The following is a 14,578-nucleotide window of genomic DNA, read 5'->3' as shown; positions in this document are numbered from 1 at the left end:
TCGTGACGACGGAAAAGAACTTCTTGCCCGGTGTCAAATGCCCGTGTAGGTTGCATAACGGAACGATAACCAGCCGGTTGACGGCGCGGCCACGGGCAGGTGAGCCGCGCGACCACTGATGTCGGGTCAGTGGACCAGCCGGGTGTCGTTCCTGCCGACGCAACCCATTGCCAGAACTTCGCGCACGGACCCCGCCTGACCGCCGGCGAGCCTGGGGCTCGCACCCGGTCGACAGCCGTGCGCGCCCGCCAGCCCGACATCCGGAGGATCTTCCCATGTCCCGCACCCAAGGACGGCATCGGCTGTCCCGCCGCACGAAGATCGCGACCGGCGGTCTCGCCCTCGCGATCGCGGTCGGCGGCATCGTCGTCGCGACGACCACCGGCAACACCGGTGAAGCGAGCGCCGACGAAGCGAACCCCGCCTTCTTCGTCGACATCCTGAAGGTGAAGCCGAACCAGTTCGACCCGCGCCCGGTCACCGGGGCGTCGACCGGCACGTTCACCGTCGACTGCGGCCGCAACGAGAACCAGCACTTCAACCCGGACAACTTCATCGCCCAGCCGGGCGTCCGCAACGGCGCCCAGCACCTGCACGACTACGTCGGCAACCTCTCGGCCAACGCCGACTCGAACAACAAGAGCCTGGTCAAGGCGGGCACCACCTGCCGCAACGGCGACAAGTCCGCCTACTTCTGGCCGGTCGTGCGCATCGACACCGGCGAGGAGGAGAAGAACGAGCCCGCCAAGGCCCCCGACGGCGACCGGGCGCAGGCCGACCGGGAGAGCAAGACCGCCCAGGTGGCCTGCCCGGACGTGGCCAGCAAGCTGACCGACATCCCCGACCAGGCCATGGCCGAGGTCGACAGCAACCTCGACCAGCTCGACGGCCAGGCCGACGAAGCCAACCAGCGCATCGCTGCGACGCAGGGCCAGGGCGGCCCGGACTTCGTGCGCAACGCCATCCTGAACCCGCTCAAGGATCGCCGCGCCGCGATCATCGACCGGATCGCCACCGCGATCGGCCGGTTCGCGCCGAAGCCCGGTGACCTCGGCGGGCTCGCCCCGTGCGCGACCAAGCCGGGCAAGGACACCGGCACGCCGACGCCGCCGCCGTCCACCACCGCCGGCGGCGCGCTGCCGGGCCAGGACGAGAACAACGAGCTGCCCGGCAACGACGGTCAGATCCTGCGGCCGCAGCGGGTGCAGATCACCTTCCGCGGCAGCCCGGTCGGCAAGGTCGTCGCGATGCCGCGCTTCCTGCGCGTGCTCTACGGCGACGCGAAGGTGTCGACGAACGGGCCGGCCAACGCCAAGGCGAGCTGGACCTGCACCGGCTTCGAGAACCGCGTCACCGACAAGTACCCGATCTGCCCGCAGGGCAGCAAGGTCAAGCGCATCCACACGTTCCCGAGCTGCTGGGACGGCAAGAACACCGACAGCGCCAACCACCGGACGCACATCGTGTTCCCGGACCAGTCCGGCCGGTGCGCCAAGGGGTTCAAGGCCGTGCCGCAGCTGCAGATCTCGCTGACCTACGACATCCCGCACGACATCCAGGTGAAGAAGCAGTACAAAGTGGACGCTTTCCCGCAGGAGAAGCACAACCCGGGTTCCGACCACGACGACTTCGCCAACGTGATGTCGCAGCGGATCATGAACGGGCTGGTCAACTGCGTGAACCGCGGGCGGACCTGCCGGGCCTGACCACTTCGGACGCCCCTTCGAGCGCCCCGTCACCCCTCGTGGGTGGCGGGGCGTTCGTGCGTGCGTCACCCGGGCTCCCGTGGGTTTCGCACATCCCCGCCCGTGCACAACTCCGGAGCCCGGGTGTGCGGATCGCACTTTTGAAGACGTCAGAGTGCACCCCCGGACCACAAACTTGTTCACGTCACCCCGTCCCGGAATCCACACCGGAGACCCGACCCAGCAGGAGGAAACCTTGATCTCGTCCTTCGAGCGCCCCACCGCCGCCGTCGTCCACAACCGCGCCGTGGTCCACAACCGCGCCGTCGTCCACAACCGCGCGGTGGTCCACAACCGGGCCGTCGTCCACAACCGCGCTTCGGCGAAGTAGCCCGCCCGCTCTTCCGCCCGGCCCGTGCCGCGGCCCCGCCCCGGGGCCGCGGCACGCCCGTATCCGACCAAGGGGGTCCGCCATGCCGTCCGACGACGTCCGCCTGGAACTGACCGGGATCGAGGTGCACGACCTCGAACCGGCGCTGTGCCTGCTCATCACGCCGAACGGCGGCCAGTACCGGATCACCGCGCCCACCGGGGAGTTCCGCGCGTGGCTCGCGCGCTGCGACGGCACCCGCACCCGCGCGCAGCTGCTGTCCGGAGTGGACCCCGCCTACGCGGAAGTGCTCGACGTCCTCGCCGAGGACGGCAGCCTCCGCCCCACCGCGGACCGCGCCGGCGCCCGGACCCCCGCCTCGACGACCGTGCTCATCGCCGGCACACCCGAGTTCACCGTGCCGCTCGCGCGGATCCTCGCACCGGCGGGCTACGCGCGGGTCGAAACCCTTTCCGACTTCGACGGCCGCCCCTTCCCCGCCGACCCGGCCGACACCGTAGTCGTCGCCGCCTTCACCCACCCGGCGTATTCCGAACTCACCGCCCTCGATGCGTACTGCACGGACCGCGGGCTGCGGCTGCTGCCCTTCCGCTGCGAGCGCGGCCAGGGCCTCGCCGGGCCGGCGATCACCCCCGGCGGCACCGGGCCCGACTTCGCCGACGTGCTCGCCCGGCGCCGCGCGGCGGCCCTCGACCCGCGGGTGGTCGACGCCTTCGCCACCGCGGACCCGCCACCCGGCCGCCGGTTCCGCCCGGGCGACGCCCAGTGGATGCTGACCGTGCTCGCCGTCCAGCTCGACCGCTGGCTCGCCGGCGAACCCGCCGAGACGACCACCGGCGAGCTCGAGCTCGACCCCGCCCGGCTGACCGTGCTGCCCCGGCCCGTGCTGCCGCTGCCGGACCGCCCCCGGCCGGTCGAGCCCCGCGGTCCGCGACCCGACCTGCTCGTCGACGACCGGACCGGCATCGTGACGGCGGTCCACGAACTCCCGCCCGCCCAGGGCATGCCCGCCCGGCTGAAGGTGTGCGCGGTCGACGTCGCGGACATGCGCCGGGTCGTCGGCTGGCCCAACGACCGCCAGGCGTTCGGCACCTCCTGGCACGACTTCGACCTCGCCCGCGACTCCGCGATCGGCGAAGCCGTCGAGCGCTACTGCGGCAGCTGGCTGCCCCCGGAACGCGAACTCCGGCGCGCGAGCTACCGGACGTTGCGCCGCGACGGCGTGCCCGCGCTCGACCCACGCCGGCTGAACCTGTACTCGCCACGGCAGTACGCCACCCCCGGCTTCCCCTTCGAGCCCCTCACGCCCGACACGGAATGCACGTGGCTCGAGGCCTTTTCCCACACCACGGGAGAAGCCGTGTGGGTGCCCGCCTGCCTCGTTTCGCCGGAGGCCGACAGCGGCCGCTTCACCGATCCGCTGATCGCCGGGCTGGCCGGCGGGACCAGCGAAGAGCACGCCGTGACGTCCGGGCTGGAGGAGGTGCTCGAACGCGACGCGACCATGATCTGGTGGGCCAACACCCCGCGGCTGCGCCGGCTGGCGATCCCGGCCGAGCTGCAGGCGCTGATCGCGGACACCACCGGGACCTACGACGTCACGCTGATCCCGCTGGACAACGAATTCGCCGTCCCGATCGTCGCCGCGGCCGTGTTCGACCGCGCCCGGCGCTGGCTCTCGATCGGGTTCGCCACGCGTCCCGACGCGTTCGAGGCGGCCAAGAAGGCGCTGGCCGAAGGGTTCACGCTGCACCACACCTGCCTCGCCCTCGACGACGAGCGTGAGCTCGCCGGGATGCAGGCGGACCTGCCGCACCTGGGCAACCTCAAGCCCTACCGCGCCGACCGCCGCTACCTCGACTCCTACCGCGAAGACTTCGGCGACGTCGTGGACCTGCTGTGCCAGCAGCAGGTCTACCTCGACCCGCGGGCCGCGACGCGGGTGGCGCCGTGGGTGCGCGACCTGCCGGTGCGTTCGTGGGAAGGCCTGCCCGCGCTGGGCGAGCGACGGCTGAAGGCCTACCGGGAACGCGTGGAGGAGCGCGGGTTCGAGGTGCTCAGCGTCGACCTGACCACCCGGGACGTCGCGGCCGCCGGGTTCCGCGCCGCGCACACGATCGTGCCGGGCCTGGTGTCGAACTTCCCCGCCGGGCTCCCGTACTGGGGTGACGGCCGGGTGCGGCGCGCCGCCGTCGACCTCGGCTGGCGGTCCGCGCCGCTGCCCGAGGAGCGGCTGAACACCTTCCCGCTCCCCCACGCGTGAGGACGGCGATGACGGTCACCGAACTGCTCGGCCTGCCCCGCACCCGCGGGCGGCGGCCCCTGGTCGCCGCCCAGGCCGTCGACGCGCTCGGCACGGGGCTGTTCCTGCCGTTCGCCGTCGTGTACTTCCACGCGGCCAAGGGCCTCCCGCTGACCGTGGCCGGCGGGGCGTTGTCGGCCGCCGCGCTGCTGGCGCTGCCCGCGGGCCCGCTCGCGGGGCCGCTGGTCGACCGGCTCGGCGCCCGTCGGGTCGTCGTCATCGCGAACCTGCTGCGGGTGCTGACGTTCGCCGGCTACGTCGTCGCGGGCTCGCTGTGGCAACTGGTCGCCCTGGCCGCCCTCACGTTCTGGGGCGAAGGACTGTTCTGGCCCGCCTCGAGCGCGCTCGTGGCGCAGGTGGCCGACGACGGCCAGCGCGCCCGCTGGTACGCGATGGACCGCGCGCTGCGCAACGTCGGCATCGGCGCCGGCGGACTGGCCGGCGGCGTGCTCGTCGCCTGGGGCGGCACCGGTGGCTACACGGCGATCGTGCTGGCGAACGCGGCGACGTTCCTGGTCGCGGCCGGGCTGGTCGCCTCCTGGCGCGGAGCGGCCGCCGCCCCCGCACCCCCGCCCCGCGAGCCGGCGGCGCGGGCGGGCTACCGGGCCGTGCTCGCCGACCGGGCCTTCCGGCGCGTGCTGGTGACCGTGTTCGTGTTCGCCCTGTGCGACCTGGCTTTCACCGTGCTGCTGTCGGCGTACGTGATCGACACCCTCGACCTGCCGTCGTGGCAGCCGGGCCTGCTGTTCGCCCTCAACACGGTGCTGGTGGTGGCCGGGCAGACGGTGGTGGCGAGCCGCCTGGAGGGCCGCGGCCGGCCCCGGGTGCTGCAGGTCGCGGCCGCGGTGTGGGCGCTGTCGTTCGTGCTGTTCGCGGTGGTGCCGTCGGCGGTGCCCGGCGTGGCGATCGCCGTGCTCACGGTGGCGACCGCGGTGTTCACCGCCGCGGAACTGCTGCAGGCGCCGACGAGCAGCGCGCTCACCGTCGCGCTGGCTCCGCCGCACCTGCGCGGGCGCTACTTCGGGCTGGAGGAACTGCTGTGGGGCGCCGCCCGCGTCATCGCGCCGGTGACGTTCACCGCGCTGCTGGCCGGGAGCGCGCTGCTACCGTGGCTCGTGCTCGCCGGGTGCTGCGGGCTCGCGTTCACCGTCCTCGCCGGACTGAAGCCGGTGACGGCGGTGGTGGCCGAAGCGAAGGAGCCGGCGGGTGCGTGACCGGTGGGACGAACTGGCGGACGCGTACCTGTCGGTCTACCGCGAGCCGCCGTACGGCGAGAACGCCGCCGACGCCGCCCGCTTCCGCGAAACGGTGGTGGCGCACGCGCGGCTGCCGGGGTTCGCGGTGGCGACGGTCCGCGACGGCGACGCGCTCGGCGGGTTCGCCTACGGCGTCGGACACGAACCCGGCTGGTGGCACCCGGCCGCCGCGACGCCGGCGCCCGGGTGGCTCGCCGCGGGTCCGCTGTTCTACGTCTACGAGCTCGCCGTCCTGCCGGGCCTGCGCGGGCGCGGGCACGGCGGCGGGTTGCTGCGTGACCTGCTGGCCGGGCGGCCCGAGCCGTTCGCGGTGCTCGCGGCCGCGCCCGCGGCCCCGGCGTACGCGATGTACCTGCGCTGGGGCTGGGAACGGGTCGGGTCCCTCACGCCCGGCCCGGCGCTGCTGGCCCGGCCCCTCGACGTTCGCGCGGGAAAGCACGGCTGAGCCGCGAACGGCCCCTGCCCGGGGATGGTGGGCAGGGGCCGGTTCCGCGGTGAGGCGGTGGAAAACGCCTGCGGCGGGGTCAGCGGGTCAGTGGTTCAGTGGTTCACCTTGAACCACGGCTGCGACCAGCCGAGGTAGGTCTGGCCCCACTTGCTCTTGATCTGCGCGATGGTCGTCTCGGTGTAGCTGCCGTAGCCGTTGATGTCGTTCGACAGGAACTTGCCGCCGCCGATCGAAATCATCGTGTGCCCGGCGCCGCTGCTCTTGAAGAACGCGAGCCCGCCGGCCGGGACCTGGTAGTCACCCGGGTGCTTGAACGACGCCGGGATCTGCGTCCAGTGGACGTAGGCCGTCTCCGAGCCCGAGGCGGACCAGCCGTAGTTCTGCGCGTTGATCCGGTCGCACCAGCCCTCGTAGGAGTCGAGGTCGCCGGTGTGGATGCGGGACTTCGCCTTGGTGACCGCTTCGGCGCAGGTGTTCGGGTCGCCGGTGCCCGCGGTGGAGCAGGTCAGCGTCGAACCGGCGCAGTCCGGCGCGACCCGGCCGTCGGAGCCGGTGTAGACGTAGGCGTCGCTGACGTAGCCGTTGCCCACCTTGTCCCAGATGTCCGAGGTGCCGTACTTGCCGTCGACCGTCGAGCCGTTGGTCTGGCAGCTGATGGTCACCGCGGTGCCGTCGGCGATCGAGCCGACGGCGCTCCCGCTCGCGCTCGGGGTGGCCCGCACGGTCAGCGCGGCGCCCGAGTCGGTGTGCACCGTGCCCGACGCCGCGAAGGCCGGGCTCGCCCCGACGACCGCGATCGCCGTGGCGATACCGGCCACCCCGGCCACCCGCTTCAGGATCCCCATGTTCATTCTTCCGTCCTCCAGTTTCGGTGTGGGGACAGCATGGGGACCGCCGGTACAAGGGCCGTACAAACCGTGGCCGGATTTGTGGAGATGCGGCAAAGCGGACGAAACCCCGCCATGGTCGCGGGGTTTCGCCCGTTTTCAGGCCAGATATTCCGCGGCGGCGCGCAGACTGACCCAGGAACCGCTGAACGTGTCGATCCGCGGGCCGTCGCCGGCGGGCCCCGGCACGCCGGTTTCCACCCGGATGAACTCCACGGTGGACAACGCGGCCAGCAGGTCCCGCACCCGCGGGTGCCGGTGCGCCTCCCGCGTGACCACGACGACGCTGCGGAAGCCCCGCGCCGCTTCGAGTACCGCCTCGGCGTCGTCCGGCGTCGCGGTCATCGCCCGCGTCCCCGGCACCAGCTCGGCCAGGTGCGCGCCGAGGCCCCACGGCATCGGCCCGGCGGCGATGGTCGGCTCGGTCTGGACGTCGACCACCAGCGGCGGCCCGGCCAGCCGCGGCGCACCCTGCACCCGCAGCGCCTTGCGGGCCGCTTCCAGGCCGAGCCGCCGATCCACCGGGCCCACCGAGGCGGGCGCCGGGTCGGTGCCCAGCGCCGCCGTCCGCGAAGCCGCCTCGGCCAGCCGGTCCAGGGGCAGCTCCCCCGCTTCGACGGCGGCCACGATCGCCGACACGCACGCGTCCAGGTGCTCGGCCTCGAAGGCCGCGCCGCCGAGGCACAGGGCGTCCGCGCCCGCGGCCAGCGCCCGCACGGCCGAGCGGCCGAGGCCGTCGTGCTTGCCGTACGCGCCCGACACCGCGCCCATCTCCAGCGCGTCGGTGATCACCGCGCCGGTGAAGCCGAGCTCGCCGCGCAGGACGTCGGTGAGCGCGACGCGGTTGAGCGTCGCGGGCTCCTCGCCCCAGGCCCGCACGACCAGGTGGCCCGACATCACCGAGCGCACCCCGGCCCGGATCGCCGCGGCGAACGGGACCAGCTCGATCTCCCGCAGCTCTTCGACCGTCCGCGGCAGCACCGGCAACGCCACGTGCGAGTCCTCGGTCGCGGCGCCGTGGCCCGGGAAGTGCTTCGCGCAGGCCGCGACGCCGTACTTCTGCAGCCCGGTCACGTACGCGGCGACGTGCGGCGACGCCTTCACCGGGTCGGACCCGAACGCCCGGACGCCGATGATCGGGTCCTCGGCGGCCAGCGTCAGGTCGGCGCACGGCGCCAGGTCGACCGTGACGCCGCAGGCCGCCAGCCGTTCGCCGAGCGCGGCCGCGACGGCCGTGGTCAGCTCCGGGTCGTCGGCCGCGCCGAGGGCCAGCGGCCCCGGCACGAACGAGCCGGTGTTCACGTCGAGGCGGGTGACGTCGCCGCCCTCCTCGTCGATCCCGACGACCACGCCGTCCCGCTCGCCCCGCAGCTGCGCGGTGAGCGCGGCGACCTGCTCGTCGTCCTCGACGTTGCGGCCGAACAGCACCACCCCGCCCAGGCCGCCGGCGATCCGGCGGCGCAGCCAGTCCGGCGCGGTGGTCCCGGCGAACCCGGGCAGGAGGACGGCATCGGCGAGCTTTGCGGCTTCCGAAGTCAACGCGCTACCCCTTCACGGCGCCGGCGGTCGCGCCGGACACCAGCTTGCGCTGCACGAGCAGGAAGAAGACCAGCGCCGGGACCGCGTAGATGACCGACGCGGCCATCACCCCGCCCCAGTCGGTGGCGAACGCCGTCCGGAACGACGCCAGCCACACCGGCAGGGTCTCCTTCGGCTTGTCCTGGATGAAGACCAGCGCGAACAGGTACTCGTTCCAGGCGGTGATGAAGCTGAACACCGACGTGGTGACCAGGCCCGGGCCGAGCAGCGGCAGCGTCACCCGGCGGAACGCGCCGGTCTGGCTGCAGCCGTCGATCATCGCCGCCTCTTCCAGCTCGTACGGGATCCCGTTGACGAACCCGTAGAGCATCCACACCGTGAACGGCAGCGTGGTGGCGAAGTAGATCAGCAGCAGCGACGGCAGCGTGTTGAGCAGCCCGGCGTCCCGCATCAGCAGGAACAGCGGGATGAACAGGGCCGACACCGGCGCCAGCTGCGCCACCATGACCAGCACCAGGAAGCCCTTGCGGCCGGTGAACCGCAGCCGCGACAGCGGGATCGCCGCCAGCGTACCGGCGATCAGCGCGCACAGCACCGAACCGACGGTGACGATCAGGCTGTTCATCAGGTAGGTCGGGAAGTTGTCCTTGCCCAGCGCGGTGGCGAAGTTGCCGAAGGAGAACGATGTCGGGATCAGGTCGTACTTCGGCGACAGGATCTCCCCCGGCGTCCGCAGCGACGTGACGAACATCCAGTACGTCGGGAAGAGGATCAGCAGCGCCACGACCACGCCCACGACCGAGAGCACGATCCGCTGCGGCAGCGACTTCCTCACTTGAGATCACCTTCCGGGGTCCGGACCAGCAGCTGGATGTACCGCCCGGTGATGAGCGCGAGCACGATCAGCATCAGCGTGGCGATCGCGCCCGCCGCGCCGAAGTGGTTGCCCGCGATGCCCTTGAGGTACAGCACGACGGCCAGCGTGGTGCTCCCGCCGTCCGGGCCGCCCTCGCGGATCGCCCAGATCTGCGCGAACGCGTTGAAGTCCCACAGCACCGACAGGAACGTCACCATGGTGGTGATCGGCCGGATCGCGGGCCAGGTGACCGCGCGGAACGTCTGCCACGCGCTGGCGCCGTCGATGCCGGCGGCCTCGTACTGCTCGCGCGACACGCCGATGATGCCCGCGTACAGCGAGAACGTCACGAACGGCACGGCCTGCCAGACGATGAGCAGCCCGATCACGGTCAGCGTGCTGGGGCCGCTGGAGAACCACGAGAACCCGATGAACCCGGGGAAGCCCAGCTTGTCCAGGGTCTTGTTGAGGATGCCGTACTGCTGGTCGAAGATCCACTGGAACACCGTGGTGGTGGCGATCACCGGGGTCGCCCAGGCGAGTACCAGCGTCACCTGGACCATGATCCGCACGACCGGGCCGAGGTGGCGCATCAGGATCGCCAGCAGCAGGCCGCCCAGGATGGTGGCGGCCACGATGGCGGCGGTGAAGACCAGGGTCCGGACGGTGATCGTCCAGAACTCCGGGTCCGAAAGCGTGTTCGTGTAGTTGTCGAACCCGATCCAGATGGTCTTGCCGGAGACGAGCTGGCCGATGTCGAGCTTGCGGAAGCTGATCGCGAGCACCTGGACCAGCGGCCAGGCGAGCAGGACGAGGATCGCGACGAGCGCGGGGAGCAGGAGCAGGTACGGGAGCACCCGGTCGCCGAACCGGCCCCGCCTGCGCCGCTTGACCCGCGGGTCGCGCGGCGATGCCGGCGGGGTCGCCCCCGCCGGCATCGTCACGTTCGCGGTCGCTGTCATCCGCCGATGAGCTTGTTCAGCGCTGCGTTGGCGTCGGCGGTCGCCTGGTCGAGCGTCTTCTTGCCGGTCAGGTACGCGGTCAGCATGTCCTTGACCGGGTTCTGGCCGGACTCCACGTCACCCCACTTGGGGCTGGCCGGCACGGCCTTGCCGTTGGTGGACGCCTTGGCCATCACGCTGCCCAGCGGGTCCTTGTCCAGGCCGGTGAGGTCGGTCGACGTGCCGGGCACGACGCCGGCGGCGGCGAGCTGGCTCTGGTACTTCGCGCTGGAGAGCAGCTTGATGTACTCCTTGGCGGCGGCCGCGTTCTTGCTGTTGGCCGGGACCGCCAGGTTCGAACCACCCAGGAACACCGGGGCGCTCTGGCCGGCGGTCTTGCTCGGGATCGCGAACGCGCCGGTCTTGGCGGTCAGGCTCGGGTCGGTCTTCGCCGCCGTCGCCAGCTCCCACGGGAGACCGATCATCATGGCCACCTTGCCGGCGCCGTAGACGGTCGCCTGCTGCGGCTTGGCCTCGTCCGCGTCCTTCGGCGCCTTGGTGCCGGAGACGTCGACGAGCTTCTTGTAGAAGTCCAGGCCGGCCTTGGCCTCGGGGGTGTCGAGGGTGGCCTTGAAGTTCTTGCCGTCGGCCTTGGCGATGTCACCGCCGTTGTCCCAGATGAACGACAGCAGGGCGTACCAGTTCTGGCCCGGCATGTACAGCGGCTGGAACTCGGGGTCGGAGCCGAACTTGGTCTTCAGCTTGCCGATCGCGTCGACCCACTCGTCGTTCGACGCCGGGGCCTTGGTGATGCCGGCCTGCTCGAACATGTCCTTGCGGTAGATGACCTCGCGGTTGGCCGCGTAGAACGGCACGCCGTAGGTCTTGCCGTCGTAGGTGCCGGAGTCCGCGAGGCCCTTGAGCCACTGGGCGCCGTTGAAGCTGTCCTTGTCACCGGACAGGTCGGTCAGCACGCCGTCCTGCGAGGCGAACGCCGCGGTCTGCGTGTTGCCGATCTCGATGACGTCCGGCGGGGTGCCGCCGGCCAGCGCGGTGGTCAGCTTCTGCTGGATGCCGTCCCACTGCTGGATTTCGTACTTGACCTTGACCCCGGGGTGCGCGGCCTCGAACTCCTTGTTCAGCGCGTCCGTGAGCGTGGTCGGCGCGGAGCCCGTCATCAGCCAGACCGTGACCGTGCCGCTGAGCTGCGCGGGAGCGCCGCTCGACGAAGCGGCCGTGTCCGAGCCGCTGGAGCCCGCGCAGCCTGCGGTCGCGAGGGTGAGTGCGGCGGCGCCCGCCGCCAGCTTGAGCCAGCGTTTCACTCGATGCCGTCCTTTCGATGCCCGGCCATCGTGGCCAGGCGCCCCAAATGGTGTAGACCAATGTTGGGGTTAGAGTGGTACGTACCACAGGCCCTGTCAAGGCGGTTGCCGGAACGTTGTAAACGCATGCGAGGAGTAGCCGGGCGGTTACCGGTGATGCGGCCGCCGCGGCAGAAGTCGTCCGGATAGGAACGTGTCCCGGACGTTTTTCACCGCCTGCGCACCGGAATCCGGCGCGCCCGCGGTCGCGGGGCACGACGAAAACCGCCCCGGGAAAGGGTTCCCGGGGCGGCGGTGGCGGTCAGGCCGGTGTTTTCACCGGTGGCGCCGCAGGTCGCCGGGCGCGGTGCGCGGCCATCCGCACCGGCGCGTTCGCCACCCCGTACCCGCGGTACCCGCCGATCCGCTGCACCACCTCGAAGAACATCCGCGCCCCGGCCAGCGCCGTGTAGAAGTGCAGGAACTCGCCGCCGGTGTCGCGGTCGTACAGCACCGAGTGCGCCCGCAGCCCGGCCAGGCGCCCGGCCGGCAGGTCCAGGCGCGCCTCGAGGTCGTCGTAGTAGTTGGCCGGCACGGCCAGCAGCGGCGCGCCCGCGGCCCGCATGGCCGCGGCCGCCGCGAGGGCGTCGGTGCAGGCGAAGGCCACGTGCTGCGGTTCGGGGACCGCGGGCGCCCATTCGCCGCGGCGGACCAGGGCGCTGTCCAGCGTCAGCCGGACCTCCCCCGCCGCCACCGCGCGGCTGCGCACCAGCCCGAACGGCGCCGCGAACTCGGTCACCGGCGACGGCGTCAGCCCGAACACCGACCGGTAGAACAGCGCGGCCTCGTCGAAGTGGTCGAAGGGCTGGGTGAGCGCCACGTGATCGATTCCGAAGACCCCCGCGCCGGCCGCCGTTTCGCCGGTCGGCACGAAGTCGTCGCGCCAGTCGTCGCCGCAGAGGAACACCTGGGTGCCGTCCGGCGCCGCCACCGAGGCCAGGTCGGCCTCGCGCGGGCCGTGCACCCGCGGCAGGACCGGCGCGAGCAGCGCTTCGGCCCGCCGGGCCGAGCGGGCCGGGTCGGCGCTGGCCAGGGCCACCGCGCCGACGGCGCCGTGCGCCGCGCCGCCCTCGTTGACCACCACCCGGGCGTCGCCCTGCTCCCACAGCTCGACCGGCTTGGTCCGGTGCACGCCGGTGCGGGCGAAGCCCAGCGAGGCGAGCACCCGCCCGCCGCCCGGGTCGGTGACGACCTCGGCGAACGCGTGGCCGGTCAGCGCCGGTGCGGGCGGCAGGTCGCGCACCCCGAGAGCTTCTTCCAGCGCCAGCAGGGACCGCATGGCGTCGACCGCGGCCGGCCGCGGGTCGGCTTGGCGGAAGACGTCGTTGAAGACCTCCAGGGACAGTGGTCCACGGTAGCCCGCGGCCAGCACGTGCCCGGTGAACGCCGTCAGGTCGAAGTCGCCCTGGCCGGGGAAGAGCCGGTGGTGGCGGCTCCACGGCAGGACGTCCATCGGCAGGCGCGGGGCGTCGGCGAGCTGCAGGAAGAAGATTTTGTCGCCGGGGATCGCGCGGATCGGTGCCGGGTCGTGGCCCCGGGAGAGGATGTGGAAGCTGTCGAGGCAGACGCCGAGCGCGGGGTGCGCGGCGCGGCGCACGATGCGCCACGCGTGTTCGTAGCCGCTGACGTGCCGGCCCCAGGCCAGTGCCTCGTACGCGATCCGCATCCCCCGCTGCGCGGCCAGCTCCGCCAGCGCGTGCAGCTGCCCGGCGGCGAGCTCGTCGTCGTCGATCGCGTCGGGGGAGACCGACGAGCAGACCAGCACGGTGTCCGTGCCGAGCTCGGCCATGACGTCGAACTTGCGCGCCGCGCGCCGCAGGTTGGCCGCGTGCACGGACGGCGGCACGGCTTCGAAGTCGCGGAACGGCTGGTAGAGGTCGATCGACAGGCCGAGGTCGGCGCACCGGCGGCGGATTGCGGCCGGGCTCGACGGGGCCACGACCAGGTCGTTCTCGAACAGCTCGACGCCGTCGAACCCGGCCGCGGCGGCCGCGGCGAGCTTGTCCTCGAGCGTGCCGGAGAGGCAGACGGTGGCGATCGCGGTGCGGGGTTCAGGCGGCACGGGCGGCCTTCCCTTCGAGGGTGTCGAAGTGCCGCAGCATCCGCGCCGGATCCGGGTCGACGCCGGTGAACAGCCGGAACGACTCGGCGGCCTGCAGCACGACCATGCCGCCGCCGTCCAGCACGCGGCACCCGCGGGCGCGGGCGGCGGCCAGCAGGGCGGTCTCCAGCGGCCGGTAGACGATGTCGGCGACCCACAGGTCCGGGCGCAGCAGCTCGGCCGGCAGCGGCGAGCCGGGGTGGGCCGCCATCCCGGTCGGGGTGGCGTGCACCAGGCCGTCGGCGCGGCGGACCGCTTCCAGGCCGCCGGTTTCCGCGCGTCCGGCGCCGAACCTGCGCCGCAGCGCCTCGGCGAGCTTCCCGCTGCGTTCGCGGTCGACGTCGTGGATCGTGAGCCGGCCGGTGCCCAGCGAGAGGAGGGCGTGCGCGACCGCCGCGCCCGCTCCCCCGGCGCCGAGCAGGACGACGTCGTCGAGCGGGACGTCCGGCAGGCCGCGGCCGAGGCTGCGGGCGAACCCGGTGGCGTCGGTGTTGTGGCCGACCGCACGGCCGTCGCGGAACACGACGGTGTTGACCGCGCCGAGAGCGGCGGCCTCGGGCGAAAGCTCGTCGAGGTGCTTCAGGACCAGCTGCTTGGCCGGGTGGGTCACGTTGAGCCCGTCGAACCCGGCGAGCCGGGCGGCGGCGAGCACGTCGGCGACCGGGCGGCGCAGGACGTCGAGGTCCAGCAGCCGGTAGACGTACCGGAGGCCGAGCTCGCCGGCCTCGCGTTCGTGCAGCGCCGGGCTGGCCGACGGGCCGATGCCCGAGCCGACGAGTCCGATCAGGTAGCTGGCCAAGCGTCGCCTCCG

At 72.7% G+C, this 14,578-nt stretch carries 12 protein-coding genes; 5 read left to right on the top strand and 7 right to left on the bottom strand.

What is annotated here, in order from left to right:
- The first annotated feature begins 275 nt into the window (after nucleotides 1-275).
- The 5 genes from C2L59_RS10045 to C2L59_RS10030 all read left to right on the top strand — a co-directional run bounded on the left by C2L59_RS10045 (nucleotide 276) and on the right by C2L59_RS10030 (nucleotide 6,079).
- A complete protein-coding gene (locus C2L59_RS10045; protein WP_103349248.1) occupies nucleotides 276-1,706 on the top strand; it encodes a DUF1996 domain-containing protein in 1,431 nt (476 codons plus the stop codon).
- 235 nt (nucleotides 1,707-1,941) lie between these two features.
- On the top strand, nucleotides 1,942-2,076 hold the full coding sequence (locus C2L59_RS49800) for a hypothetical protein (RefSeq protein WP_255410252.1): 135 nt from the start codon (nucleotides 1,942-1,944) through the stop codon (nucleotides 2,074-2,076).
- Between the two features lie 82 nt (nucleotides 2,077-2,158).
- Nucleotides 2,159-4,339 carry a YcaO-like family protein gene (locus C2L59_RS10040; RefSeq protein ID WP_103349247.1) on the top strand — a complete coding sequence of 727 codons (2,181 nt, stop codon included), beginning with the start codon at nucleotides 2,159-2,161 and terminating at the stop codon, nucleotides 4,337-4,339.
- Nucleotides 4,340-4,347: 8 nt separating this feature from the next.
- Nucleotides 4,348-5,592 (top strand): MFS transporter, encoded by a 1,245-nt coding sequence (locus tag C2L59_RS10035; protein WP_103349246.1) that lies wholly within the window; start codon nucleotides 4,348-4,350, stop codon nucleotides 5,590-5,592.
- The gene (locus C2L59_RS10030) at nucleotides 5,585-6,079 is read left to right on the top strand and encodes a GNAT family N-acetyltransferase (protein WP_103349245.1); all 495 of its coding nucleotides are present in this window, start codon (nucleotides 5,585-5,587) and stop codon (nucleotides 6,077-6,079) included. The genes C2L59_RS10035 and C2L59_RS10030 overlap by 8 nt, the downstream gene beginning before the upstream one ends.
- 95 nt (nucleotides 6,080-6,174) lie before the next feature.
- Here the strand turns inward: C2L59_RS10030 and C2L59_RS10025 are convergent, their stop codons facing one another.
- The 7 genes from C2L59_RS10025 to C2L59_RS09995 all read right to left on the bottom strand — a co-directional run bounded on the left by C2L59_RS10025 (nucleotide 6,175) and on the right by C2L59_RS09995 (nucleotide 14,566).
- On the bottom strand, nucleotides 6,175-6,933 hold the full coding sequence (locus tag C2L59_RS10025; RefSeq protein ID WP_103349244.1) for a hypothetical protein: 759 nt from the start codon (nucleotides 6,931-6,933) through the stop codon (nucleotides 6,175-6,177).
- A gap of 135 nt (nucleotides 6,934-7,068) precedes the next feature.
- Nucleotides 7,069-8,508, bottom strand: coding sequence for a glycoside hydrolase family 3 protein (locus tag C2L59_RS10020; protein ID WP_103349243.1), 1,440 nt, complete (start codon nucleotides 8,506-8,508; stop codon nucleotides 7,069-7,071).
- Between the two features lie 4 nt (nucleotides 8,509-8,512).
- A complete protein-coding gene (locus C2L59_RS10015) occupies nucleotides 8,513-9,343 on the bottom strand; it encodes a carbohydrate ABC transporter permease (RefSeq protein WP_103349242.1) in 831 nt (276 codons plus the stop codon).
- The gene (locus C2L59_RS10010) at nucleotides 9,340-10,326 is read right to left on the bottom strand and encodes a carbohydrate ABC transporter permease (protein WP_103349241.1); all 987 of its coding nucleotides are present in this window, start codon (nucleotides 10,324-10,326) and stop codon (nucleotides 9,340-9,342) included. The genes C2L59_RS10015 and C2L59_RS10010 overlap by 4 nt, the downstream gene beginning before the upstream one ends.
- Nucleotides 10,323-11,627 (bottom strand): sugar ABC transporter substrate-binding protein, encoded by a 1,305-nt coding sequence (locus C2L59_RS10005; RefSeq protein WP_103349240.1) that lies wholly within the window; start codon nucleotides 11,625-11,627, stop codon nucleotides 10,323-10,325. Before C2L59_RS10005 ends, C2L59_RS10010 begins: the two co-directional genes overlap by 4 nt.
- A gap of 301 nt (nucleotides 11,628-11,928) precedes the next feature.
- Nucleotides 11,929-13,728: a sugar phosphate isomerase/epimerase and 4-hydroxyphenylpyruvate domain-containing protein gene (locus C2L59_RS10000; protein ID WP_103349239.1), complete on the bottom strand. Its 1,800-nt coding sequence runs from the start codon at nucleotides 13,726-13,728 to the stop codon at nucleotides 11,929-11,931.
- Nucleotides 13,718-14,566 (bottom strand): shikimate dehydrogenase, encoded by an 849-nt coding sequence (locus tag C2L59_RS09995; protein WP_103349238.1) that lies wholly within the window; start codon nucleotides 14,564-14,566, stop codon nucleotides 13,718-13,720. The genes C2L59_RS10000 and C2L59_RS09995 overlap by 11 nt, the downstream gene beginning before the upstream one ends.
- Nucleotides 14,567-14,578: the final 12 nt, after the last annotated feature.

Source organism: Amycolatopsis sp. CA-128772, assembly GCF_002904295.1.
GTDB lineage: Bacteria > Actinomycetota > Actinomycetes > Mycobacteriales > Pseudonocardiaceae > Amycolatopsis.
The sequence above is the reverse complement of the archived record's forward strand: the minus strand, read 5'-3'. Positions and strand labels throughout refer to the sequence as shown.